The organism is Mesorhizobium sp. ISC25 (genome assembly GCF_042295465.1).
Taxonomy (GTDB): Bacteria; Pseudomonadota; Alphaproteobacteria; order Rhizobiales; family Rhizobiaceae; genus Mesorhizobium.
Window position 1 is genome coordinate 571,181 of sequence record NZ_CP135441.1, and the last position, 20,965, is coordinate 592,145.

The window sequence follows — 20,965 nt, forward strand, 5'->3', positions numbered from 1 at the left end:
TCGTAAATTGGGAGATACGCTTGTCCTTTTTTGCCAGCCTTGTGAATAGCAAGCGCCAGTGTATCCAGAGCGCGGTCAATTCGCTCTAACGTCACAGACTCAGGAACCGTGCTGACCCGTGGCAGAGCACAATTTGTCCGCGGTTCCCATCTCCGTTTTCGGCTCGGTGATGACACAGAGGAGATAATGGCAGCAGGAGCAGGTGAGAAAAGCGGTTTGGCTCTGGCATAGTGCGGCGGCGCGCTTCGGCGTAGAAATCGGAAAACGGGCCTGCGGCGGCAGCTCTGAAATCGATCGGCGTTAGGCCTTCATCCGCCGGAGATCGGAATCCGCAACCCACCATCTATGGCACGCGACTGCAGATCAGTCGCGGTACGGCACCTCTCGCCGGGGGTGGCGGTCCCGCGTCTCGCCTGTGGCGCCGCTATGCTGACGCTCCTTCGGCACCCGGTTAACCGGTCTCGAGGTCACGAACTGGCTACGTCGACGAAATGAATCCTCCTTAGACCAATGGACATTTCATCGACTGCGCTTTGTACGCCTTTTTTATTGACGAGGCGTTCTTTTGCTACTGTGGCAAGCGGCCTGACAACAAATCGAAATCGAGTCCCACGAACTCGAAATTGGGAGTCATGACGATGGTTGATGGGGCATGACCTGCCACTGAGTTTTTCCTCCATCTGAGATTAGAGTCCGGCCTCGATTGAAGGACGGACCGATGAAGAGAAAGCGGTTTACGGAAGAGCAGATCATCGCGGTTCTGCGTGAGCACGAAGCGGGGGCGAAGGCGGGCGACCTGGCGCGCAAGCATGGGATCTCCGAGGCGACGCTGTATAACTGGAAGGCGAAGTATGGCGGGATGGACGTCTCCGATGCCAAACGGCTGAAAGCCTTGGAAGACGAGAACGCGAAGCTGAAGAAGCTGCTCGCCGACCAGATGCTGGAAGCGTCGGCACTGCGCGAGCTTCTTTCAAAAAATGGTAGGGCCCGCCGCCAAGCGTGAAGCCATCGCGCATCTGCAGGCCTCGATGGGCCTGTCGGAGCGGCGGGCCTGTTCCTTTGTGGGCGCTGATCGCAAGATGATCCGGTATCGTTCTTGTCGCCCACCTGAGGCGGCACTGCGCGGCCGGCTACGCGATCTGGCCAACGAGCGCCGGCGCTTCGGCTATCGGCGGCTGTTCATTCTGCTCAGGCGCGAAGGCGAGGCATCGGGTATCAACCTCATCTACCGGCTATACCGCGAAGAAGGACTGGCCGTGCGCAAGCGACGCTCCAGGCGCCGAGCGGTAGGAACGCGGGCCCCGATCCTGGTCCAGGGGAAGCCGAACGCGCGCTGGTCGCTGGATTTCGTCCATGACCAGTTCGGCTGCGGCCGGCGCTTCCGCGTCCTCAACATCGTCGACGACGTGAACGCGCGAATGGCTGCGATCCCGGACACCTCGATCTCCGGCCGCCGGGTGGCGCGTGAACTGACGGAACTGATCGCCCGGCGCGGCAAGCCGGGCATGATCGTCTCTGACCACGGCACCGAGTTCACCTCGAACGCGATCCTCGCCTGGTCGAAGGATCATCAGGTGGAATGGCACTTCATCGCGCCGGGCAAGCCGATGCAGAACGGCTTCTGCGAAAGCTTCAACGGGCGGATGCGCGACGAGTTGCTGAACGAAACCCTGTTCCTCGGCCTCGACCATGCCCGAACAACCATCGCCGAATGGGCAGACGACTACAACCGATCGCGCCCACATTCGGCGCTCGGATACCTCACGCCTGCGGCCTATGCCGCCAATCTCACCGCAACGGACGATCGGCTGCGCAACCCGACCAGTTCCGCCGATCACCCGTTGCTCAACCCGCGCCATACGGCGTAAAACCCGCCGAGGCTCTAACTGCAGGCGGCTGAAAATTCAGTGGCAGGTCAGAAGCAACCCCGACCAAGAGTTCGCTCGGCGGACCGGGAACAAAGAAAAGCCGAAAGCAGCCAAGGGTAGAAGAAAAGGTCGGCGCCACGTTAACCACGTTATCGCCTTACATCGAACCTAGAGGTGGCTTTCTCGTTAGTCGTCTATGGAAGACGATCAATCTAGATTCCGTTGTCACCCCGAGCCGTCCGGCACGTGGATGGTGTGGGATGAGGTCGACAATGCCCCGGCAAGCTTAGGAGGCTGCTCACTTGTCGGTCGGACATGGCAGCGCGCCAAAGTGGCCTGCGATTTGCTGAAGCGCATTTATGACAACCGGCTGGAGGCTCGATCGCATGCGAGAAAGCCGGTGGCCGAGCCGGTGGACCGAGTCGACGACCTCATATCATCCATCCGCAAGAGCCGCAGTTTTGCAAGTTTGTCTCAAGGCGGGCGGGGAGTTCCATTGAATTCCGGGCAGTCGATCTCGCGACCCGGGTTGGGTCAAAGGGAAACATAACCGAAGACTGCCCCGGATTGCGCGGCAACTTTGCCGAGGGCGTACACCTGTCTCAGGGGCGAGGAGGACCTTTGGCACGCCTCGCTGCAGGATTTTCGGGAAGAAGGAACTTAATCCCATTCGCCAGCTTATGGCTGGATGAGCACACGCGGCATCAACTTCTTCGACAAATGGATGGCAGAGCATCTGCCTAACGCAAGGTCAAACGATCCGTTCGCCATTAGGGATCTTGCCGACCAGGCTCTCAAAGCGGCTGAGGAGAGCGGCATCAAGGCACATGAGATCGAAGAGGAGGTCGGGAACGTTTTCGACGTCATTTTCGATGCTGCATCGTGAAGGCGGCATGGTGGAAATGCCCTGAAGCGACTAGCATTCGGCCGACAGACCGGACAGTGAAATTCGGTGCGGCGACACCTTCAACAGATCGCCATGCATGCCTCAGAAAACACTTGCCGACACTCTGGCCGCCCGCGAGACGGTCTATGTCAATTGCGGCCAGCCGATGTGCTGCAAATCGACGAGGCTCGATATCCGGCGCTGAGTGACAGGCTCGGCCGTGACCACGGCTCAATGCGTAACGACCTAGTCGGGCTTTTGTTTGCTCAGATTGCAGGGCTGCCGGCCGTGACCGCCGGCCGGTGTTCTTCACATGCATTCCTGACTACGAAGGCCAGCAGCGTGCGCGCAATCGCGGCTGGAAGCCAACTTTTGAACGAGGGGGCTGAAAGTGGCCGGCGCCAAAGCCTACGCGCTGCCGTCGCGGCACAGGAGCGGTGCCTCATGTTTGCTGCGAGAGCAAAGGCCCGTTTCCATACTAGTCCACCATGTCCCGCAGGGGCTTCGTGCGCTTGGGTGCATCTGTTCTCATCCAGGACGCCAGGCGACCAAAGCCGACTGTGAATCGGCGGCGCTCCTGCGACGCGCAAGCCCCCGAGCTGGGCGCGTTGAGCCTGCTCCGAGTCAGCGCGCGCGCCGGTAATGCATGGCGACCGCGCCGCTGCGGAGCGGCTTGGCCGAGATCAGCTCGAGCCGTCGCGTGCTGGGCAGCCCGCTTTGGTAGAGGGTCGGGCCGTGGCCCGCGATTCTCGGGTGCACGAGGAGCTTGTACTCGTCGATTAGATCCAGCCGGTCCAGCTCGGTCGCGAGCTTGCCGCTACCGAGGAGCACGCCGGCCGGGGTCGCGTCCTTGAGCCTCTGCACGCCCGTGCGCAGTTCGCCGCCGATGTGGTGGCTGTTGGTCCACGGGAAGGCCTTTCGCGTCGATGACACTACGTACTTCGGCTTGGCCTCCAGCTTGACCGCCCACTCGCGTATCGCCGGCGGCGCCTCCTCGTCGCCGCGGGCGACTGCCGGCCAGTAGCTCTCCATCATCTCGTAGGTGACGCGACCCCACAGCATTGCTCCGCCCTCATCCATAAGGCGGGTGAAGAAGGCGTGCGTCTCGTCGTCGGCAATTCCCTCCTGGTGGTCGACGCAGCCGTCCAGGGTGACGTTGATGCTGAAAGTCAATAGTCCCATGCGGCGAGTCTAAGCCATACAATGGAGAACATGAAGGCCGATTGCTCGCGGTTGATGTTCAACTTACGCCCCCCGTGCCCCCTTCGTTTCCTTCACGTCCTGCTGCTCGGGTCGCCTTCCGTCCCATAATCATAGCTCCGCGCGTATACGTAGGGGGTGCCAGTGGCGGTGGCGGGCATTTCGTGGGATTGATGCACTGAATCTGGGCCGCGCCGGCCCGGGGGGAAAGACCGTGAAAACCGCCATCACAGTACTCATTGTTCTGCAAGTCGCCGATTTGGTGGCGACGCTTGGGGCCGATTACTTTGGTCGTCGCCGCGCCACGCTATTCGCTGCCTGATCTATGCCACGCACGCCATGGGCGAGCCGAAGGCTTGCAAGGAGGCATTGCCACGGCCGAGCTGCCATAGGACGCGCGTGCCTAGGCGCGACCCATTGCGGCGAGCGTCCCGAGGAAACAGGCCACAAATGAGCCCGCGCGCATGGTTTCCCTTCAGTGGGACGATAGTCACCAGAGCGCGTTCATGCCAGCCGGCATAACCGCACGGGCAGCCCTTCGGCGGCTGCCACTATATCCACCCGCGCTCCCTTGACCGTGTACCTAATTCTCAGGGGAGAGGTACATTTTGGCCTCCTTAGCGGCAGCCTCAAATGCCTTTCGGATCACGTGAGGGTCAATCGGATCGCCCTCCACAGCCGACAGGCAGAGGGTCACAGCCTTGTGCCAGCGAGGTCCTCGCCGGGTCCACGTCTTGAGCTGCTCAAGGGCTGCCCTCGCATTGTTGCGGCTACGCCGATCACCGGCTTCAGTCCTTACGAACACCGGAGGGGCGAACCAATGGGTTGGCATGACGGGAATGTAGGGGGGGACGAGCCTGCCGACCACCCAGTGGTAGTCCGCGATAATGGAACAACGCAGGTCCTCGGTAGTTTAGAAATCGCAGCGGTCAATTCTTCGTGGATGCAGCCGCTGTTGGGTCCGCCGGCTTTCTCACGAGTGGCGGGCCCGCCTTATGGAGGGACTAATATCCCCTGCTCCTTGGCGGCAGCCAGGAATGCCTTGCGGGCCTCCTCAGGCTCCATCTCGTCGGCAAGCACAGCGACGCAGACGTGCACCGCGAGATTCCACTGGGGCCACGTTTGGTCCACTTCAGGAGTTCCTTAGCCGCTGCATCGGCGTTGTTGACGTGGTTCGTCATACTTGGAGACTCAGTCCCGACAGGGACCGGAGGGGAGAACCAGTGATTTGGCGTAAGGGTCACTCCTTGCCGCCCTTGCCGCCCCTTAAGCCCCCTAAGCAACTTTTGCTCATCCGTCAGCGTTCGTTTTAATGATAGACTAAGCAGCTTTCGAAGGTAGCTGCAGGCCGCATCTGACCTCTGCTTTGTTCTCTCGACGATTTCGTCTGGAATGGTAGACCAGAATGTTTGATAGAAATTTCTGAGCGGGTGATCGGACAAGTGGCTCGAGTGACCAAGGTGAAGACGATCAGGGTCCCATCGATTCATTGTCTGATGCGGACTATGCGGTTCAGTTCGAATTTGACCACGATCTGGGCTAGCTGGTTCCCTGCTTCATCGCGGACTTGAATGCCAGCCTCGTGATAGGTGCCATCGGGCAGCTTTTCTCTTGCGATTTCAAGCAGCGTTTTTGCTGCCTCATCCTCCGCAGATTCCAGGTTCGGAAGCTCTGAACCTTCAGGGTCTGGGAAGGTCTCTCCATTGCTGGACAAGTCGAAGAAATAGCGCGGCATCAATCCTAACCAGGATTGCCGGAAAATGTTCAATGTCTCTTTTTTACATACAAAGAGCTAATCCAGCATGGCCCGCAGGGGCTCTTGCGCTTCGGCGGCCTGTATTTTCAACCAGCCTGGCCTTGTCGAGGTCGATCGTCACCGGCGACCTCACGTCGATGGTCACCTTGCCGCCTTCCTCGTCCACCGTTCCTTAGTTTCTTTAACAAAGGCTTTCACCCGGGATGCGTCCCTGTCACGGGTTTGCAGGCCACAGCGATCCGGGATGACCGATCCGTCGGTGGCCGAATTTCCTTCCAACCGTCGGTTGGTGGACGCATTGCAGCTGATGCGCCTAAAGTCCTTGACGGTCCGCGTGCACCGGGCAGGCCCATCCCGCATCCCCCAGCGTGGTGCAAGCCACTTGATCGGATCCCGCCGTCCTGGCATGTGCGGCCGGACTTTTTATCCAATTCGCGGAAAACCGAGTCGGCTTCGACCTCCGTCACCTGTCCGTCGCGAACGGCTCATGCTCGGGAAGGTGATGATGCAGCACTTCGACAAGGTTTCGCTTGTCGAATGTCTGGCCGCAAATTGGGCAGAACTCCAAACCATAGGTGGTCGCCCCCTTTTGGCTCGAAGCAAACAATCGCAGATGAAGCCGCGCATAACCGCTTTGCGCTTATGTCGGCCGTTCGAGGCGGCGATAGACATTCTCAGAAGCTGACGTTCAGCTTTGCCAGGAGTATCCGCTACGTCATCGTGTCGGTCGCTCCAAATAATGATTTTGTCTTCACTTTCCGGAGAACGGAGGTTCTAATCTATGGGAGCTGCTTCAAATTCGGTCCTGGATCGCGGAAGGGGGGCGACATGGTGGATTCTGCCCGGATCGACAAGCTGATCGCAGCGGTGCCCCCCGCCTTAGCGCTTCGAGCCGGGCTGGACCTCGGCATCTTCACCCGGCTCGGTGGCAGCGCGGTGACTGCTGACAGCCTGGGGGCCGCGCTCAAAGTCGAGCCCGATCGTCTGTCGCGGCTCCTCTACGCGCTCGCCAGCATCGGTCTCCTCGAAGTCAAGGATGGTCAATTTCGCAACGGAGCCGAAGCATCGGCCTTCCTCGACGCGTCCAAGCCGACCTATGGCGGCGGCGATCATGCGCTCCTGCGCGAGCTCTGGGGAGCCGACTTGCTGACCGCAGAGTCGCTGCGACAGAACCGGCCGGCTGCGCTGCACGACTTTTCTGAAGCAGGGCCCGCAGCGGCGGCGGCCTTCAGCCGCATGCTCGCACCGGGCGGGGTGATCTTCGGCCGACATCTGGCCCGGGAGATAGACCTCTCTGCGATCGCTTCGGTGATCGACATCGGCGGGGGCTCCGGGACCATTCTCGTCGGACTTCGCGAGCGGCAGCCGCAGATTGCGGCGACATTGATGGAACTGCCAACGGTCGCAGCGGCCGCGCCAGATATCCTGTCAGAATACGGTGCCGCTGACGTGGTTGTCGAAGAGGGGGACATAACTGTCGCGCCATCGATCGGTCGGCACGATCTGGCGATCCTGAAGGCCGTCGTCCAGGTCCTTCCGCCTGACCAGGCGCGCAGTTCGATCCTGAACGCGGCGCGTTGCCTCACACCGGGAGGCGAGATCGCAATTGCGGGGTGGGGTGTCGTCGATGACGACCGCCTCGGCCCGCCTGAGGGTGTCTTTCTCAATATCACCTTCTTGAACCTGTACCGCCACGGCGAATCGTACACTGAAGGTCAGTATCGAGCGTGGATGACCGAGGCTGGATTCCGGGATATCTCCAGGTCGCGCCTGGCGGACGGCTGCACCTTGTTTCGTGCGCGCCTCACGGGCTGATCGTGGTTGGATGGTTGGTTTCGGACGCAAGGCTCTCCGAGGCGCCGATGAGCACACGGCAGTATGCCCGGCTGGTCGATAAATGGGTCTCAGCGATTGGGCTGCGACCTGAAGACGGCACACTACCAAGGGGCTGTCATTGGTGATTAGCGGAGCGGCCTGCCAGGGCCGTTGCGTTGGCGCCGCCTCAGGTCGAAAATGCCCCATGGAAGCAGTCCGATTTCCCAAGCTCACGACACCAAGGCTCGTGCTTCGGGCGCCGAGCGAACGGGATATCCCAGCATGGTTTGCGCGCGCGATGGATGTCGTCCCTTGCCGGCGATCCCATTCGTGACGACAGAAGGGCAGGCGAACGGTGGTTCGCCCGTTCGCGTCAGCGATTCGCTGACGGCAAGGCGATCCAGTGGTCCGTAGACCAAGCAGGAGTATCGGACGCGATCGGGACGATAACCCTGTCCTTCGGCGCAACCGACGCCAAGGCAGCCGCATTGGGATTTGTGCTGGCGCGTGCGCATTGGGGGCACGGACTGGGCAGCGAGGCGGCGCGCGAAGTCCTCCGCTACGCCTTTGAAACTCTGGCGCTTGAACAGGTGACGGCCGAGGCAGCGGCGCGCAATTTCGCGTCGCTGCGAATATTGGCGAAGCTCGGCTTCAAACATATCGAGAGCTTAATCGATGAGTCCCACGGCGAGCGCTGCCAGCGTTTTGCGCTCGACGGAGAGGTCGGATCGTCACTGTTGGCGAGCAACGCGATGCCAGACTGCTAGGCTTTGAACCATCCGCCAATAGAGATTGCTTGTTCTGTTTAGGTCCGCAATGAGGTCGCCAGCGGAACGTCCATTTGCTGGTGACTTCAGCCTAGAAGCTGACAGTCGGCTCACGGCCCCATTCCTGACATAGTCGCTACTGCTCAGAAAATCACTTGCTCAGCCGGCTTCCACCGTAGGAATACTCACTTGAGCGTTTGACCCTGAGTTCTTCGTTCGCTACGGGAGCCTCGCGCGGCGTCACAACCATAGGCGTCATCGCCGCGCTCATAACACGGATGGGCAAGCGCGTGACTGATCGCCGTCCCCGCGTTCACTCCTGTCTGTTCATCCTGAGCCTATGCCGTCCTCGATGGATTGGGTCTGACCAAGGACCGCCTTCGCTTCGCTCAGTCTCGATCGTCTTCGCGCAACGACGGCGCTCTCGTTTTCTTCCCCTGGCCATACCACCCCACCACGCAGGCATGGCGGGGAGCCCGGTTTGCGTCCATTCCTCGCGGCCCAAGAAAGGCTCGCGCCGCCGTCTTTCACTTCGTTTCAGCCACTTTGGGGTGCGGACCCATCGTCCACGGTCTCACGACCACCATCGAGGCCGCGATAGGCGCGGCCCGAGATAACAGAAGGAACGACCACAATGGCTACGATCGGCACTTTCTCCCGCACCGCGAACGGCTTCTCCGGCTCGGTCAAGACCCTCAACCTCAACGTCAAGACGATGACTTTGACCCCAGCGGAAGGCGACAACAAGAAAGGTCCGGACTTCCGTATCTTCTCTGGCGCCACCGAATTCGGAGCGGCATGGAAGAAGACCTCGCGCGAGGGCCGCGACTACCACTCCGTCAAGCTCGACGATCCAAGTTTTCCCGCTCCGATCTATGCAAGCCTGGTTGAGACCGACACCGACGGCGAGTTCTCGCTGATCTGGTCTCGCCGCGCCGCAGAATGATCCGACTCAACACGAAGCCCCGCCGGCAAGGTGGGGCTTCGCCATGTTCAGGTCCGGTGCTGCCTGGCACATCAGTCGGGTGCGGAACGCTACGTTTTTGCGGGTGCCTTGCGCGCCTTCCTAGTCGGCGACTTGATTGCCGTTGCGGTTGCTGTCGCTGCTGCCGCACGGGCAGCCCGTTTTGGTTTTTCCGCCGCGGCAGGAGTGGGCGCCACCGCCTTGCGTCCGAGGCCGATTGATTTTGCCAGAGCCGAGCGGGTAGCTGCGTAGTTCGGCGCCACCATCGGGTAATCCGAGGGCAGGCTCCATTTCTGCCGGTATTGGTCAGGGCTCAGATTGTAATGCGTCCCGATATGTCGCTTCAAGGATTTGAATTTCTTTCCATCTTCCAGGCAGATGATGAAATCAGGTGACACTGATTTCTTGATCGATACCGCCGGCTCCAGCTTGACTGCGGCCGGAGCGACAGGCGTGCCGATCCCTTGCAAGGCAACATAGGTGTCCCCAATCAGCTTCGACACCTCGCCGACCGGCAGCGGATTGTTCGACACGTAGGCGGAAACGATGTCGGCGGTAATTGCTACGAGATCATCGTTGTAGTTTCGGTCTGCAGGAACGGTCATCGAGTTTTCCTCTTGTCTAATGGCGCGCGTTGAAACGGATGAGCTGTTTATTGCCAATCTCGCAAACAATTCGTTATTTCCGCCAACAAACCTCATTGGTTGCAAATATCAAGGGGGAAGCTTCGCTTCCATCATTCTGCCCGGCAGATAAAGTTACTGATCGCGTCGGAAAAGCGAGGCCTTCCGCTCACCTTGTGCGCGGGAGGCACCCAGACCTGGACACACCAGCGCCAGAACGTATCGCGCCTGCGCTGCACGATTGAGCGATGAACGTGCGTGCAACACTTGTCGCCGCGACGCTCTGCGGTGCGATCCTCCTCGCGCGCCAGTGTGAATTGGACGTTCGAGTGCGGTTCATCTGGAAAGGATCGGTCGTGTCAGGTTGGGCTGTATCTAGTCGCGCCAGCGGCAGGATGGATGTTACTCAAACGGCCACCGTCATGCTTTTGAACGGCAGGCCAACCTACTGACTCAGCGAATTGCTCTGGCGTCCCGCCTCAGAAGCGCTTGCCAGCTACAGCCGACAACCGGTTTGCCGACGCGGCATCGCTGTCGTCGCTCGGGGTGCCAGCCTTGGACATGGGCGCGAACAAGACCACGCGGCCGAGCACTGCATGCCTGCCAGGGTGCGGTGTGGTCGCCGGCTACGAGATCCTTCTCTTTCTGACGAACTGGGACAGTCTGACCGCCGCTATTTCGGCCCGCTCTCGCCCACATCAATCGTCCAGCGCAATGCCGTCTGGGTCACCAACACCTCTCCGGCGTCGGGTTTTTCCAACGATCGCTGCGCGGCGAGCCGTGAACGCGCGGACAGTCATCGTCAAAGGCTCACGAAAGCACAAAAGCAGCGGGCAAATCTGCACCTTTCGCGACGACACCCGCATCTCGGTGACATCTCAACTCTGACGCTCGACGGAAAGCTTGCTGTTGTGCTGACCGAGAAGCCGACGCAGAAAGGCCTCAGACTGTCGCGTCTTCTGCGAAGGCAGGAGATCGGCGCGTTGTGGGATCGCGCCGGCGACAAGGCCAGGTGGTATGTCTCCATCTCGATCGACCATCCACAGCCTGTCCGCGCCGACCTGTTCCAGTCCGTTGCCGAGACAAGTGTCTGGACCTCGCACTGGACCCGGCTGTCGAACCGCGATGAGCGCGGCTGAGCGGGTGCTCGGATGGCGACGGTCATGACCTCTTCTTCTTGCCGACGAGCTGCTGCTTCACCCCAGCCGGGTTGGCGTCCGCCGGGTGCAAACACGCGCCGTCCATCAGCCAGCTCAATCGCCACCATGCCGTCGGGCGGCTGCACCAGATCGCGCAAGGCCCCGAGCGCGGGCAGCCCTTTTGCTGCGCCATCGGCAAGCACCACCGTTGCCAGTTGCGGCGCCTTGCGAGCGGTCAGGCCGAACTCGACCCGCCAGCGGAACACCATGCTGGGGACGATCCCATGGCGGCGACAGACCTGCGCCACGGCGACGCCGGGCTTCTCCGTCTCCTGCACGATCGCCCGCTTCTGGTTGTCGCTGAAGCGGCGCCGGTTCGATCGCCCGTCGACCGCGTCCGGCGTCAAGCGGTATTTGCGTCGCGCGCAATTAGCAGCGCTGCTTGATTGGGCTCGGGCACTCGGGTGAAGCAGGGATCGCCACTCGGTTTCGTCGCCGGATTCTTCCAGGCGATTGCGCCAGATCCGCAACGCATGCGGCGACAGACCAAGTGCAGCGGCATACTCCGCGTGCCCCATGCCGCTCCAGTTCATCGCCTTGACATGCATGCTCCAGAATGCCCGCAGAGCGATCGGGCCGCTGTCCGTACGCCTGCCGTAGCGATAGCGCGGAGGCCTTTTGGGCCGCTTCGGCGGCACCTCCTTGCGCGAACGTGCTGCCTTCTTCCGGTGCAAGTTCTGCAGCCTTTCCGCACGCTTGCGCAGATCATCCGCGCTCACCAGATGGCGCATCCACAGCTCGAATGTGGTGATCGAGAGATCGCGTCGGCGACAGTATTCCAGTGCATCCTGGTTGCCGCGATACCAGCTCGCAACATGCGACGACCAGTAAGGACTGTTGGCCTTGGCCCAGGAGCGGCGAGCCGCCATCGGAGATCCTCCATATGACGAAGGAACCCCACATGAAGCTCAATTGCACTAGCCGAATAGGTGCAGGGACCGGACGCTTACCGAGGGTGGATTAGGACAGCGAGGGTGGATTAGGACAGCAAGATAAAGCGAGCTGGCGCTCGCGCTCGCTTCGCTCGTAAGTCTCTGTCTGCACATTGTTTTTCCGGGCGGATGTCGACGCAACGCAGAATGACGCGAGGTGCGGGGTTGACGGTCTATGGCTATGCTGTTGATTGGAAAAGCAAAGCTGTCGTGCCGCAGCGATGTGCGATCGGTTGTTCTACGCCGCAGCAAGTCTTTGCGCGCCGTAGAACGCCCGGCGCTCCGGCCACCTTGAAGCACCAAATCCGACTCCCGATGCTGTCGTCATGGCAGATCGTGACAGCGACAGATTCGAGGTTCGCATTGGCCGGATCCGGCGCAGCAGCACGCCGGTCAATTCGCGCACGCTGCCCTTTCTGCGCCAGGTCGAGATTGCCATCCGCAAGCAGGGCGGCAATCCCAATCGCCTCGGCGCAAGCAGGAACGACGGGCAGGGGAGCGGCCGCTTCAACGCGCGGGGCCGCGGCGGCAAGGTGGGGGCAGGATTGCCAAGGGACAGCGGCGGGTGGAAGCAGGACTCCAATGGCGTTCGCTTTCGTTCCCGTCGCGTCGTGGTGAAGGCGCGCGTCGTCAAGCTGCCGAAGCAAGGGAAGGGGATCACCGGGCGCGCCCAAAAATTCGCGACGACGAGCAAGGCTGTCGATGCGCATCTGCGCTATCTCCAGCGCGATGGCGTCACGAGGGACGGCGAGAAGGGCAGGGTGTACTCGGCCGTCGAGGACGAGGCTGACGGCAAGGCCTTCGTCGAGCGCGGCCGTGGCGACCGGCACCAGTTCCGCTTCATCGTCGCGCCGGAAGATGCTGCCGAGATGGAAGACCTGCGCTCCTTCACCCGCGATCTCATGCGTCAGATGGAAACCGACCTCAACACGCGCCTCGACTGGATCGCTGTCGACCATCACAACACCGGTCATCCGCACACCCACATCCTGGTGCGCGGCGTTACCGATGACGGCAAGATCCTGAACATCGCCGGCGACTACATCGCCCACGGCATCCGCCACCGGGCAGGCGAGCTGGTGGAACGGGAACTCGGGCTGCAAAGCGAGATCGAGGTCGCCCGCAAGCTCGCCAACGAGGTGGACGCCGAACGGCTGACCCGGCTCGACCGCATGCTGATCGCCGAACAGCAGGAGCACGATCTGGTCGACCTCCGTCCCAATGCCAGCGACAGCTACACCATTTCCAGCAACCGCTACCTGCTGATCGATCGGGCAAAGAGGCTGCAGCACTTCGGCCTGGCGAACGAGATCGAGCCCGGCCGGTGGTTGATCTCCGACCGGGCTGAAAGCACGCTGCGGGCGCTTGGCGAGCGCAACGACATCATCAAGACCATGCACCGGGCGCTGGACGAGCACGGCCTCGCCCACGAGCGGGGTCCGGCGCAATATGTCATGCACCGCCAGACCATCACCGAGCCGGTCGTCGGCCGCGTGCTCGCCAAGGGTCTTGCCGGCGACGAGATGAGCGACCGGCTGTCGCTGGTCATCGACGGCGTCGACGGGCGCACCCACTATGTCGAGACTGCCGACGCGGCAAAGCTCGAAGACATCCAGCGCGGCCACATCGTGGCGCTCGATCCGGTGCTGCCGAAGCAGGAGCCACGTGCGGCCGACCGCAACATCAGCAGCGTAGCGGGCGAGGACGGCATCTATCGCCCGAGCCAACACCTGGAGGCGATCCGCGAGACATTCTTGCGGCAGGGCAAGGACCCGGACGCCTTTGTCCGTTTCCATGTCCGCCGTCTCGAAGCGCTGCGCCGGGCCGGCCACGTCGAACGTATCGATGAAGACCACTGGCGCATTCCAAAAGACCTGTCCGAGCGCGGCATCGCCTATGATGGCCGCAACGCCGAGAAGGACTTCTCCCTGCGTGTGCTCTCGACGTTCGATCTTGACGCGCAGGTCGGCAGCGATGGCGCCACCTGGCTCGACCGGGAGCTTACGGCAAAAAATCCCATGCCGCTGGTCCGGTCAGGCTTTGGTCTCGACGTCGATAACGCGCTCGACAGACGCGCTGCCCAGCTCGTCAGGATGGGCAATGCCGAACGCGATGCAGGGAGCGGGACCATTACCTTCGCGCGCGACCTTGTAGCCACGCTGGAGCGCCAGGAGGTCACGCGGGTCGGCAAGCAAATGGCCGCTGCGCGCGGCCTCATCTTCACGCCCGTGCAGCCCGGTGATCATGTCGGCGGCACGCTGCTTGGCTCGGTCGGTCTTGCCAGCGGGCGTTTCGCCATGTTGGACGACGGGCTCGGGTTTCAACTGGTGCCGTGGCAGCCGATGCTCGACAAGCGCATCGGCCAGCACATCAGCGGGTTCGTGCAAAGCAGCGGCGGCATCGACTGGAGCTTCGGCAGAAAACGTGGAATCGGGATGTGAGCGCTCATCGGCGCGGCAGTTTTGGCTCGTAACTATCGCCGGCATATTGCTGCGCCTTTCTGGCTAACGAGTACGGATCGCCGGGCTGAACTGATAGCTTTGCCGACCACAACAGATTGCATTTAATCAGGGCGCTCTGTTCTGCCTTGTACCTGGGATCCACTGCTGCTCGGGGGTCAGCAGTAAAGATCGTAACTCCCATCAGCATCGCAAGTAAAGAACGCTTCATTGTAGCCCATAAGGAGCGACAGAAGCCGAAATTTCTCTACCTTTCAAGCTTGGCATTTCGGGGGGCTAAATGGAGCAAGCCCATACGGCCCTGCTGCTGCTCATGGGTTTCGACCGACAGGGCGGCCGCGTTTCGTTGCTCGCGGTGCGTCGAGAAGCTCAAGTTGGCAGGGATGAGGAACATTCGATAGCGCCAGGGATTCCTTACTGCTCTACCGCTGGCGAGAACTATCACGAGAGTGTCGCACTTGATCGTTCAACAAAACTCGCATGTGGGCGCTTAGCCTGCAGGCATAAACGTTTTCGACAGCACCACACGCCGTCGTTGCGAAACTAGACAAACATCATAACGATGATCGCGCCGAGGACTATCAGGACAAGCCCACCGATAAGCATTGGCATTAGACTGTTGTCGGGATCGATACCAGAATCAATCTCCTTCGTTAGCGGCTTGTCGTTCTTCTTTGATTCGGCCATGACTCATCTCCATCCGAGTAAAGCAGCAAGCCTAGAAACCACGTAATACTACGCCCCGTTGCGTGCCACCCCGGTGCGCACCGATAGTATTGGACCGCCAATGAAGTCTTCCGGCATCAGTGTGATGTCGGCCAGCGTATAGCGGTCAAGAGTGTTCTGAAAGGATGCTATCGCTTCGCCAAACATGCTTGAAAGCTTGCAAGAGCCGGTCAATATGCACTGGTTTGCAGTGGAGAAACACTCAACCAGTGCGAAATCCGGCTCGGTCAATCGCACGACATCGCCGATCCGGATCAACTCGGGCCGGCGCCCCAGAACGAGACCACCGGAACGGCCACGGATCGCCTTCAGATAGCCGCTGCGGGTCAGCGTGTTGGCGACCTTGTTGAGATGCGTCTTCGACACGGTAAAGCTACGCGCAGCTTCCTCGATCGTTATGACCCGGCCACCGGCAGAGGCCGTGTACATCAGCAGCCGCAATGCATAGTCCGAGAAAGCTGTAAGCCGCATGGATGTTTCCTTCCGTCGATCGCTGCGCGTTTGTGGAAACCCCCACAAACCAATCCTGCATCACAGGTCCTTCTCAACGATGGGTTCGATGCCGATCGTGGTCTCGCCGCGATTGAAGGCGATCGCGAGACGGAAACTGTGAGCGATGCGCAGAGCGCGCTCCATAAAAAGCGCTGCCACCTCGGGCGGGCAGATGCGGCGCACCGTTGTGCGAAACAACTGTAGCCAGCGACGGAAATGCGCCGAGCCGAGGCCGGCTATGGCCAGATGTGGTGGCAGTGGCCGGCGTTCATATCGGGACGTTCGAAGTAACGTCGCAGACCAGAAGTCGCACATCTTCGCAAGATGCTGTGGCCATCGGTCCGGCTCGATCTGATCGTGGAAAATGGGGCCGAGAAGGTCATCGCGATGAATTTCATCATAAAAACCATGCACCACGCCGCGGATCATTGTCTCGTCGAGCAGGTCCGGCAGCGGAACGCCATCGACTACGATCGTTCTCGTGCTTCGACCATCCTCGCTCATCTGCAGCTCCTGCTTTTTCTCCCATGCAAGCCGGTTCAAGCCGTTGGGTTCGCTCCTTGAGGCATCCTCTATAAAAGATAGATTGTCAATCTATGTTATTCTCCGACGGAGGGTTCGGACCAAAGGTAGGCCTGTCCGACCTGGGCATTGCTGAACTGCGTGGACATCATCACGCTAGGCCCGACCCGGGCAGTAGGCAAATTGGCGGAAATTCTCCGATGTGACCCATTTTCGAGAAAGGCCAACGCCTCATCGGATGAGCGTGCCGATCGGAGTCGCTCCCGAACCTGAGATGCCTGGAGGAGACGACAAATTTGCGAAAGGGCAGGGAGGAAGGCGGAAGTGGCAGAGCGCGGCCAGAGTACCGTGTAAATGAGATCAACAGGATCGTCGTCGGGGCCGTCGAAATCGATGGGCTTGGCCAGACGTGTCAAAGACGCGGCAGGCGAAGAGATTGTGCCAAGTAGAGCGTGAGGGATCGCGACCCCACGACCTATGCCCGTGGAGCCGCGATACTCGCGGTCGAAAAGGCCACGAAGAACCATCTGCTCGTCCAGCCCGGTCCTTCGCGCAATCCTGATCGCAATTTTTGACAGGGCTGATTGCTTTCCCTTTGTCACAAGATCAAGCGAAATGTCTTCTTCTGACAGGATGGGGCAGATCATCGGGGTCAACCTCAATGTCGATCCCAACCGGAATCGCAAAATGGGAGTGCAGCCGCACTGCTTAGGCAGGCAGAATGCACCGCGGGATAAGTGGAAATCCTGGCTACCCCCGGACGCGAAGCCAGGGCCTTCTCGCGTCCGGGCTAAAGGCCCGTTTTTAAGCGCTTCGGCTCCCGCCGGAAATCGAGGCTGAAAATATTCATAGCAATTCAGAGGTAGTGAAGGTTTTTTTCGAAATCAAGCAAACAGTGCGCACCCGAGCAGCAGAAATAATGCATTGAAATGCCAGTTAATTTCGTTTGACGAGCGAAACAGTCTGCTGCTTGCTGGGCGGGCGCGAACAGGTCGTGTCGAAAATGGAAATCGCTTTTTCAAAACAGCTTTCCAGATCTTCGGCCAGCGCGGCTTTATTTCAACAAGGAGATCCGTGATGAAGAAACTCGTCCTCGCAGTTGCCCTGACGACGGGGAGTTCGCTTTGCGCCATGGCGGCGGGTGAGGTTACCAAATCTCCGCCAGCCGCGCCTTACCAGCAGGTCAGCAAGCTTGTGAAGCTGCCCGACTTCCTGCCGGGCATGGGCCAACTCTTCATCGATCCGACGACATTGCCGGCCGGACCATTCCTTGCCTATGACCACGACGGCAAGCTTGTCAGCACGATTTATATGCTGCCGACCAAGGACCTCAATCCAGACAAGCGTTTTGACGATCTCGCTTCACCGGGCGGCAATGTCGACCATGTCGATGTCTACTACAATGCCGGCCATCCGGGAGTCGAAGAGCCGCATGTCCACGTCGTGCTGTGGCATGTCTCGGCAGCTGACGAGGCCCAGGTCGCCAAATGACACTCACGCGTCGTGAGATACTAAGTGCGGGCGGCGGCCTTGCCGCCGCCCTCTCGCTCTCTTCTGTGGCAGCATGGGCCGGCGAGGCGGTCCAAATCCGGATGCAGGGGCGCGACGACGGTTCGCAAGTCTGGTTCGACCCGATCGGCATTCTGATCAAGCCAGGGCAGACGGTTCGATGGACCAACCTCAATCCTGGCAATTCGCACACGACGACGGCGTACAATCCGGCAAACTTCGGGCGACCGCTTCGCATGCCCAAGACGGCAAAATCTTGGGATTCCGACTACCTCCTGCCCAAGGAAAGCTTTTCGGTTACCTTCACCGAGCGGGGGGTCTACGACTATTACTGCATCCCGCATGAGCATGCTGGAATGGTCGGCCGTGTTATCGTTGGCGAACCAGAGGCACATGGCTGGGCGGAAATGGTCGGAGCAAATGGCGACCTACCGGAGGAGGCCCTAAAGGCATTCCCGACTGTCGAAGACATCATGACGAAAAGGGTCGTCCGGCGCGCTTAGATCATGCGCATGAAAGGCGCGGCCCTCCGCAACAGAAGCGACCGAAGATACCAAACGGAGCGAGAGTTCCTTGGGTATCCGGAGCGAGGGGACTTTCATGTCAGGCTGCGTGTTTGCGTGTGAAACTCAACCATCATCTCAGGCCGGACGCGACGCGCGCACCCAAGTGCCGGACGCACCTCTCGATGCCCGAACTGCTGCCGAGCAACGCGAGCGTGCAACGCACCGGCTTGCCGCCTTGGGCGAGATGACGGGCGGTATTGCCCACGACTTCAGAAACCTCCTGGCAGTAATAGAATCCGGGCTCGGGCTCGCTGAGCGAAGAGCCGACGAGCCCGAAAGGGTTCGTGCCTACATTGCGGCAGCGCGGGAAGGAATCGATCGAGGGATCGAGCTAACGTCACAGCTATTGACCTTCGCGAAGCACCAGGAACTCGATATCCACGCTGGCAATTTGAATGAGTTCCTGACGTCTTTCGAGCCTTTCCTGAGGTATGGCGCGGGAGCCGATGTCCGCGTCAGGCTGGAGCTTGGTTCCGGTGTCCCAGACTGTTTGATCGATCACGCACTTTTCGACAGCACAGTGCTTAATCTCGTCATGAACGCACGAGATGCGATGCCAAGTGGCGGGGAGATCCGCGTCATCACCGAACGATTGGTGCAGACAACCGCGACACCTGACCCGCCCGGCCCTGGAACCTACGCATGCGTTCGCGTCAAAGACCACGGTTGCGGCATGGCTCCTGAAGTCTTGCGGAAGGTGTTTGATCCATTCTTCACGACGAAGGGTGAGAAGGGTACCGGGATAGGGATGCCACAAGTGCAGGCACTGACCCAGATGGTTGGTGGTCGGATCCGGATAAAGAGCGAACGAGGGATTGGAACAACGGTCGACCTTCTGTTCCCGTCAGTCCCGTCGGACATTTAGACGCCCAACTAGAACTCTCATAATTTTATGTCGCCGCTTGCGACGGAATGCAATCCCGTCAGCGCTGGACCAACTACGCTCTCGTCCGCACTTGCGGATTGCACCGCATAGACCGGATAGGAGAACTGCGGCATCTCAGGCACAAGATGCAGCCGGCCGGCTTCTATGTGAGGCTGCACAGAACTCATCCTGAAATATCCGGAGCCGCCGGTCGCTAGAACATAGTTCAGTGCGAGCGGACCGAGATCGAAAGAAAGATCCGGCGCAGCGCTTGGGAAATTCATCCCGTGGTGAAGCCCAAAATCCGGCCCCCAATCCATGTAAACATAGTCGGATTCGTCCAGGAGGCGTGCTTCGGAATTGGTAGTCACGAGAACAAGTTTTTCTTCCAGAAGCAGATCGATCTTCAAACCCGGTCTGTGCGGGGGCGCGTACATGATGGCTAAGTCGACCATTCCCGACGCGACCTGATTGATCAAATCCTGCGGCACATCGACGTGCACTCTAAGCGCAATATCCTGAAGCGAGCCGCGCATCCATCGGACCCAATCAAGCAGCAGAGGTTGCGCAAGGCTGACTTCACTGCCGACGGTCAGAACAGCCCGGCGTCCCGGCGGCACGGCAACCTGGTGAAGTGTACGTTGCCAAAGTTGGACGAACATCGGGGCGTGGCGCAGAAATTGCTCGCCGGCCGGGGTCAGCGAAGCTCCGCCTTTGTGGCGGACAAAAAGGGCCCGCCCCAGTTGCTGCTCGAGGTTGCGGATTCGTGCGCTTACCGTCGTCTGCGCAACATTCAAGCGCTCCGAGGCCCGAATGAAACTGCCGGTCGATACGATCTCGATAAAGGTGCGGGCGAGCTCGATGTCCATGACGGACATAGCATAAAATTTGCGTTTAAATGTCAATCAATTTCGCTTGCCACATAGTTAGTGTGAGCACTACGCTCGAAGAATTCCACCAAGGCTAGCGCTGGATGCTGCGCAGCGCCGGTTGGAGCGGGCGCAAGCTCTCTCCAACCTCACTCATCCTTGCCAGCAGCGTCACAGGAGAAATCATGTCGACGAAAGACAAGAACCAAGACGACGTGGGGCGTCGCGACTTTCTGAAGCTCTTCGGTGCGGCAGGAGCGGCGGCGAGTACCCTGCCGCTGGGTGGGTCCGCATCGGCGACCGAAATGATGGCCGCGGCGACCGGCAAGCCGCATCATCACACAAGCGACGCCTCGAAATCCGATGCAGGCGGCTCCGCTTATGAATTCTTCAATGTCGATGAGTCCGCCTTCATCGAGGCCGCGGTGGACACACTGATTCCGAGCGATTCAAAAGGCCCCGGCGCCAAGGAACTCGGCGTTGCGATCTACATCGATAGACAAATGGCCGGCGGGTACGGAAAGGGCGACCGGCTGTATCTGGAAGGGCCATTTGGCGAGGGTACGCCCGAGCAGGGTTATCAATTGCCGATGACGCCATCGGAACTGATCCGGGCCGGCATCGCCGACGTCAGTGCCTACGTGCAGAAAAACCACAAGAGCGCTTTCGAGAGCCTTTCGGCAAAAGATCGTGTCGCGGTGATGAGCGACCTCGAGGGCAAGAAGGTCGAGCTTCCAACAGTGCCAACCGAAACCTTCTTCGGGCTTCTGCTCCAGCTCACGATCGAGGGTTATTTCGCTGACCCGATGTATGGCGGAAACAAGGACAGGGCGGCCTGGAAGATGATCGGTTTCCCAGGCGCCGACGCCATGTACATGGACAAGATAGAACCATTTCGGAACAAGGCCTATGCGGCTGACCCGAAGGGAATTCAGGATCTCGTTTAA

At 60.2% G+C, this 20,965-nt stretch carries 20 protein-coding genes and 2 pseudogenes; 11 read left to right on the forward strand and 11 right to left on the reverse strand.

What is annotated here, in order from left to right; all coding sequences use genetic code 11:
• Positions 1–718 precede the first annotated feature (718 nt).
• Together RQ479_RS02900 and RQ479_RS02905 are read left to right on the forward strand one after the other, a co-directional pair.
• Positions 719–1,900: pseudogene (locus RQ479_RS02900) on the forward strand (IS3 family transposase).
• A 656-nt stretch (positions 1,901–2,556) separates the two neighbouring features.
• Positions 2,557–2,754 (forward strand): hypothetical protein, encoded by a 198-nt coding sequence (locus tag RQ479_RS02905; protein ID WP_376704040.1) that lies wholly within the window; start codon positions 2,557–2,559, stop codon positions 2,752–2,754.
• 624 nt (positions 2,755–3,378) lie between these two features.
• On the opposite strand, the gene RQ479_RS02910 is transcribed toward RQ479_RS02905, so the two are convergent.
• From RQ479_RS02910 to RQ479_RS02925, 4 genes are all read right to left on the reverse strand, one after another.
• Positions 3,379–3,936 (reverse strand): dihydrofolate reductase family protein, encoded by a 558-nt coding sequence (locus RQ479_RS02910; protein WP_352450320.1) that lies wholly within the window; start codon positions 3,934–3,936, stop codon positions 3,379–3,381.
• A 601-nt stretch (positions 3,937–4,537) separates the two neighbouring features.
• Positions 4,538–4,786, reverse strand: coding sequence for a DUF982 domain-containing protein (locus RQ479_RS02915; RefSeq protein WP_376705852.1), 249 nt, complete (start codon positions 4,784–4,786; stop codon positions 4,538–4,540).
• Between the two features lie 161 nt (positions 4,787–4,947).
• Positions 4,948–5,019, reverse strand: a complete 72-nt coding sequence (locus RQ479_RS02920) for a hypothetical protein (RefSeq protein WP_376705853.1) — start codon at positions 5,017–5,019, stop codon at positions 4,948–4,950.
• 421 nt (positions 5,020–5,440) lie between these two features.
• Positions 5,441–5,689, reverse strand: a complete 249-nt coding sequence (locus RQ479_RS02925; protein WP_352711716.1) for a DUF6894 family protein — start codon at positions 5,687–5,689, stop codon at positions 5,441–5,443.
• An 849-nt stretch (positions 5,690–6,538) separates the two neighbouring features.
• Between RQ479_RS02925 and RQ479_RS02930 the strand changes: the two genes are divergently transcribed.
• The 3 genes from RQ479_RS02930 (at position 6,539) to RQ479_RS02940 (ending at position 9,238) form a co-directional block, all read left to right on the forward strand.
• Entirely contained in the window at positions 6,539–7,525 is a 987-nt protein-coding gene (locus RQ479_RS02930; protein WP_376704041.1) for a methyltransferase, read from the forward strand.
• Between the two features lie 302 nt (positions 7,526–7,827).
• Positions 7,828–8,292, forward strand: coding sequence for a GNAT family N-acetyltransferase (locus tag RQ479_RS02935; protein ID WP_376704042.1), 465 nt, complete (start codon positions 7,828–7,830; stop codon positions 8,290–8,292).
• Between the two features lie 634 nt (positions 8,293–8,926).
• Positions 8,927–9,238, forward strand: a complete 312-nt coding sequence (locus RQ479_RS02940; RefSeq protein WP_376704043.1) for a DUF736 domain-containing protein — start codon at positions 8,927–8,929, stop codon at positions 9,236–9,238.
• A gap of 89 nt (positions 9,239–9,327) precedes the next feature.
• Here RQ479_RS02940 and RQ479_RS02945 read toward each other — a convergent pair whose 3' ends face one another.
• The gene (locus RQ479_RS02945) at positions 9,328–9,861 is read right to left on the reverse strand and encodes a MucR family transcriptional regulator (protein WP_376705854.1); all 534 of its coding nucleotides are present in this window, start codon (positions 9,859–9,861) and stop codon (positions 9,328–9,330) included.
• Between the two features lie 614 nt (positions 9,862–10,475).
• Between RQ479_RS02945 and RQ479_RS02950 the strand changes: the two genes are divergently transcribed.
• Positions 10,476–11,018: a DUF736 family protein gene (locus tag RQ479_RS02950; protein WP_376705855.1), complete on the forward strand. Its 543-nt coding sequence runs from the start codon at positions 10,476–10,478 to the stop codon at positions 11,016–11,018.
• A gap of 278 nt (positions 11,019–11,296) precedes the next feature.
• Here the strand turns inward: RQ479_RS02950 and RQ479_RS02955 are convergent.
• A pseudogene (locus RQ479_RS02955) lies at positions 11,297–11,947 on the reverse strand (transposase); the annotation flags it as partial.
• A gap of 389 nt (positions 11,948–12,336) precedes the next feature.
• Here RQ479_RS02955 and RQ479_RS02960 point away from each other — a divergent pair.
• Positions 12,337–14,451, forward strand: a complete 2,115-nt coding sequence (locus RQ479_RS02960) for a DUF3363 domain-containing protein (protein WP_376704044.1) — start codon at positions 12,337–12,339, stop codon at positions 14,449–14,451.
• Between the two features lie 561 nt (positions 14,452–15,012).
• On the opposite strand, the gene RQ479_RS02965 is transcribed toward RQ479_RS02960, so the two are convergent.
• Genes RQ479_RS02965 through RQ479_RS02980 form a run of 4 tightly spaced genes read right to left on the reverse strand, consistent with a single transcriptional unit; the run spans position 15,013 to position 16,856 of the window.
• Positions 15,013–15,156: a hypothetical protein gene (locus RQ479_RS02965; RefSeq protein WP_352670032.1), complete on the reverse strand. Its 144-nt coding sequence runs from the start codon at positions 15,154–15,156 to the stop codon at positions 15,013–15,015.
• Between the two features lie 48 nt (positions 15,157–15,204).
• Entirely contained in the window at positions 15,205–15,666 is a 462-nt protein-coding gene (locus RQ479_RS02970) for an Rrf2 family transcriptional regulator (RefSeq protein ID WP_352711699.1), read from the reverse strand.
• A 60-nt stretch (positions 15,667–15,726) separates the two neighbouring features.
• Complete coding sequence (locus tag RQ479_RS02975; RefSeq protein ID WP_376704045.1) at positions 15,727–16,230, reverse strand: group III truncated hemoglobin; 504 nt, start codon at positions 16,228–16,230, stop codon at positions 15,727–15,729.
• 56 nt (positions 16,231–16,286) lie between these two features.
• Positions 16,287–16,856 (reverse strand): PTS sugar transporter subunit IIA, encoded by a 570-nt coding sequence (locus tag RQ479_RS02980; protein ID WP_352711725.1) that lies wholly within the window; start codon positions 16,854–16,856, stop codon positions 16,287–16,289.
• 430 nt (positions 16,857–17,286) lie between these two features.
• Between RQ479_RS02980 and RQ479_RS02985 the strand changes: the two genes are divergently transcribed.
• The 3 genes from RQ479_RS02985 (at position 17,287) to RQ479_RS02995 (ending at position 19,149) form a co-directional block, all read left to right on the forward strand.
• Positions 17,287–17,700, forward strand: a complete 414-nt coding sequence (locus RQ479_RS02985; RefSeq protein ID WP_352974058.1) for a DUF5602 domain-containing protein — start codon at positions 17,287–17,289, stop codon at positions 17,698–17,700.
• Positions 17,697–18,221 carry a plastocyanin/azurin family copper-binding protein gene (locus RQ479_RS02990; RefSeq protein ID WP_376704046.1) on the forward strand — a complete coding sequence of 175 codons (525 nt, stop codon included), beginning with the start codon at positions 17,697–17,699 and terminating at the stop codon, positions 18,219–18,221. Before RQ479_RS02985 ends, RQ479_RS02990 begins: the two co-directional genes overlap by 4 nt.
• A 97-nt stretch (positions 18,222–18,318) precedes the next feature.
• Positions 18,319–19,149: a nitrogen regulation protein NR(II) gene (locus RQ479_RS02995; RefSeq protein WP_376704047.1), complete on the forward strand. Its 831-nt coding sequence runs from the start codon at positions 18,319–18,321 to the stop codon at positions 19,147–19,149.
• Between the two features lie 17 nt (positions 19,150–19,166).
• Here RQ479_RS02995 and RQ479_RS03000 read toward each other — a convergent pair whose 3' ends face one another.
• Positions 19,167–20,018: a LysR family transcriptional regulator gene (locus RQ479_RS03000; RefSeq protein WP_352566342.1), complete on the reverse strand. Its 852-nt coding sequence runs from the start codon at positions 20,016–20,018 to the stop codon at positions 19,167–19,169.
• A 104-nt stretch (positions 20,019–20,122) separates the two neighbouring features.
• Between RQ479_RS03000 and RQ479_RS03005 the strand changes: the two genes are divergently transcribed.
• Positions 20,123–20,965, forward strand: coding sequence for a gluconate 2-dehydrogenase subunit 3 family protein (locus RQ479_RS03005; RefSeq protein WP_376704048.1), 843 nt, complete (start codon positions 20,123–20,125; stop codon positions 20,963–20,965).

Excerpts from the sequence above, each read along its gene's own strand:
- RQ479_RS02905 (WP_376704040.1), top strand. The coding sequence starts at position 2,557 with ATGAGCACACGCGGCATCAACTTCTTCGACAAATGGATGGCAGAGCAT.
- RQ479_RS02910 (WP_352450320.1), bottom strand. The coding sequence starts at position 3,936 with ATGGGACTATTGACTTTCAGCATCAACGTCACCCTGGACGGCTGCGTC.
- RQ479_RS02915 (WP_376705852.1), bottom strand. The coding sequence starts at position 4,786 with ATGCCAACCCATTGGTTCGCCCCTCCGGTGTTCGTAAGGACTGAAGCC.
- RQ479_RS02925 (WP_352711716.1), bottom strand. The coding sequence starts at position 5,689 with ATGCCGCGCTATTTCTTCGACTTGTCCAGCAATGGAGAGACCTTCCCA.
- RQ479_RS02930 (WP_376704041.1), top strand. The coding sequence starts at position 6,539 with ATGGTGGATTCTGCCCGGATCGACAAGCTGATCGCAGCGGTGCCCCCC.
- RQ479_RS02935 (WP_376704042.1), top strand. The coding sequence starts at position 7,828 with ATGTCGTCCCTTGCCGGCGATCCCATTCGTGACGACAGAAGGGCAGGC.
- RQ479_RS02940 (WP_376704043.1), top strand. The coding sequence starts at position 8,927 with ATGGCTACGATCGGCACTTTCTCCCGCACCGCGAACGGCTTCTCCGGC.
- RQ479_RS02945 (WP_376705854.1), bottom strand. The coding sequence starts at position 9,861 with ATGACCGTTCCTGCAGACCGAAACTACAACGATGATCTCGTAGCAATT.
- RQ479_RS02950 (WP_376705855.1), top strand. The coding sequence starts at position 10,476 with ATGCCTGCCAGGGTGCGGTGTGGTCGCCGGCTACGAGATCCTTCTCTT.
- RQ479_RS02960 (WP_376704044.1), top strand. The coding sequence starts at position 12,337 with ATGGCAGATCGTGACAGCGACAGATTCGAGGTTCGCATTGGCCGGATC.
- RQ479_RS02965 (WP_352670032.1), bottom strand. The coding sequence starts at position 15,156 with ATGGCCGAATCAAAGAAGAACGACAAGCCGCTAACGAAGGAGATTGAT.
- RQ479_RS02970 (WP_352711699.1), bottom strand. The coding sequence starts at position 15,666 with ATGCGGCTTACAGCTTTCTCGGACTATGCATTGCGGCTGCTGATGTAC.
- RQ479_RS02980 (WP_352711725.1), bottom strand. The coding sequence starts at position 16,856 with ATGATCTGCCCCATCCTGTCAGAAGAAGACATTTCGCTTGATCTTGTG.
- RQ479_RS02985 (WP_352974058.1), top strand. The coding sequence starts at position 17,287 with ATGAAGAAACTCGTCCTCGCAGTTGCCCTGACGACGGGGAGTTCGCTT.
- RQ479_RS02990 (WP_376704046.1), top strand. The coding sequence starts at position 17,697 with ATGACACTCACGCGTCGTGAGATACTAAGTGCGGGCGGCGGCCTTGCC.
- RQ479_RS02995 (WP_376704047.1), top strand. The coding sequence starts at position 18,319 with ATGTCAGGCTGCGTGTTTGCGTGTGAAACTCAACCATCATCTCAGGCC.
- RQ479_RS03000 (WP_352566342.1), bottom strand. The coding sequence starts at position 20,018 with ATGGACATCGAGCTCGCCCGCACCTTTATCGAGATCGTATCGACCGGC.
- RQ479_RS03005 (WP_376704048.1), top strand. The coding sequence starts at position 20,123 with ATGCTGCGCAGCGCCGGTTGGAGCGGGCGCAAGCTCTCTCCAACCTCA.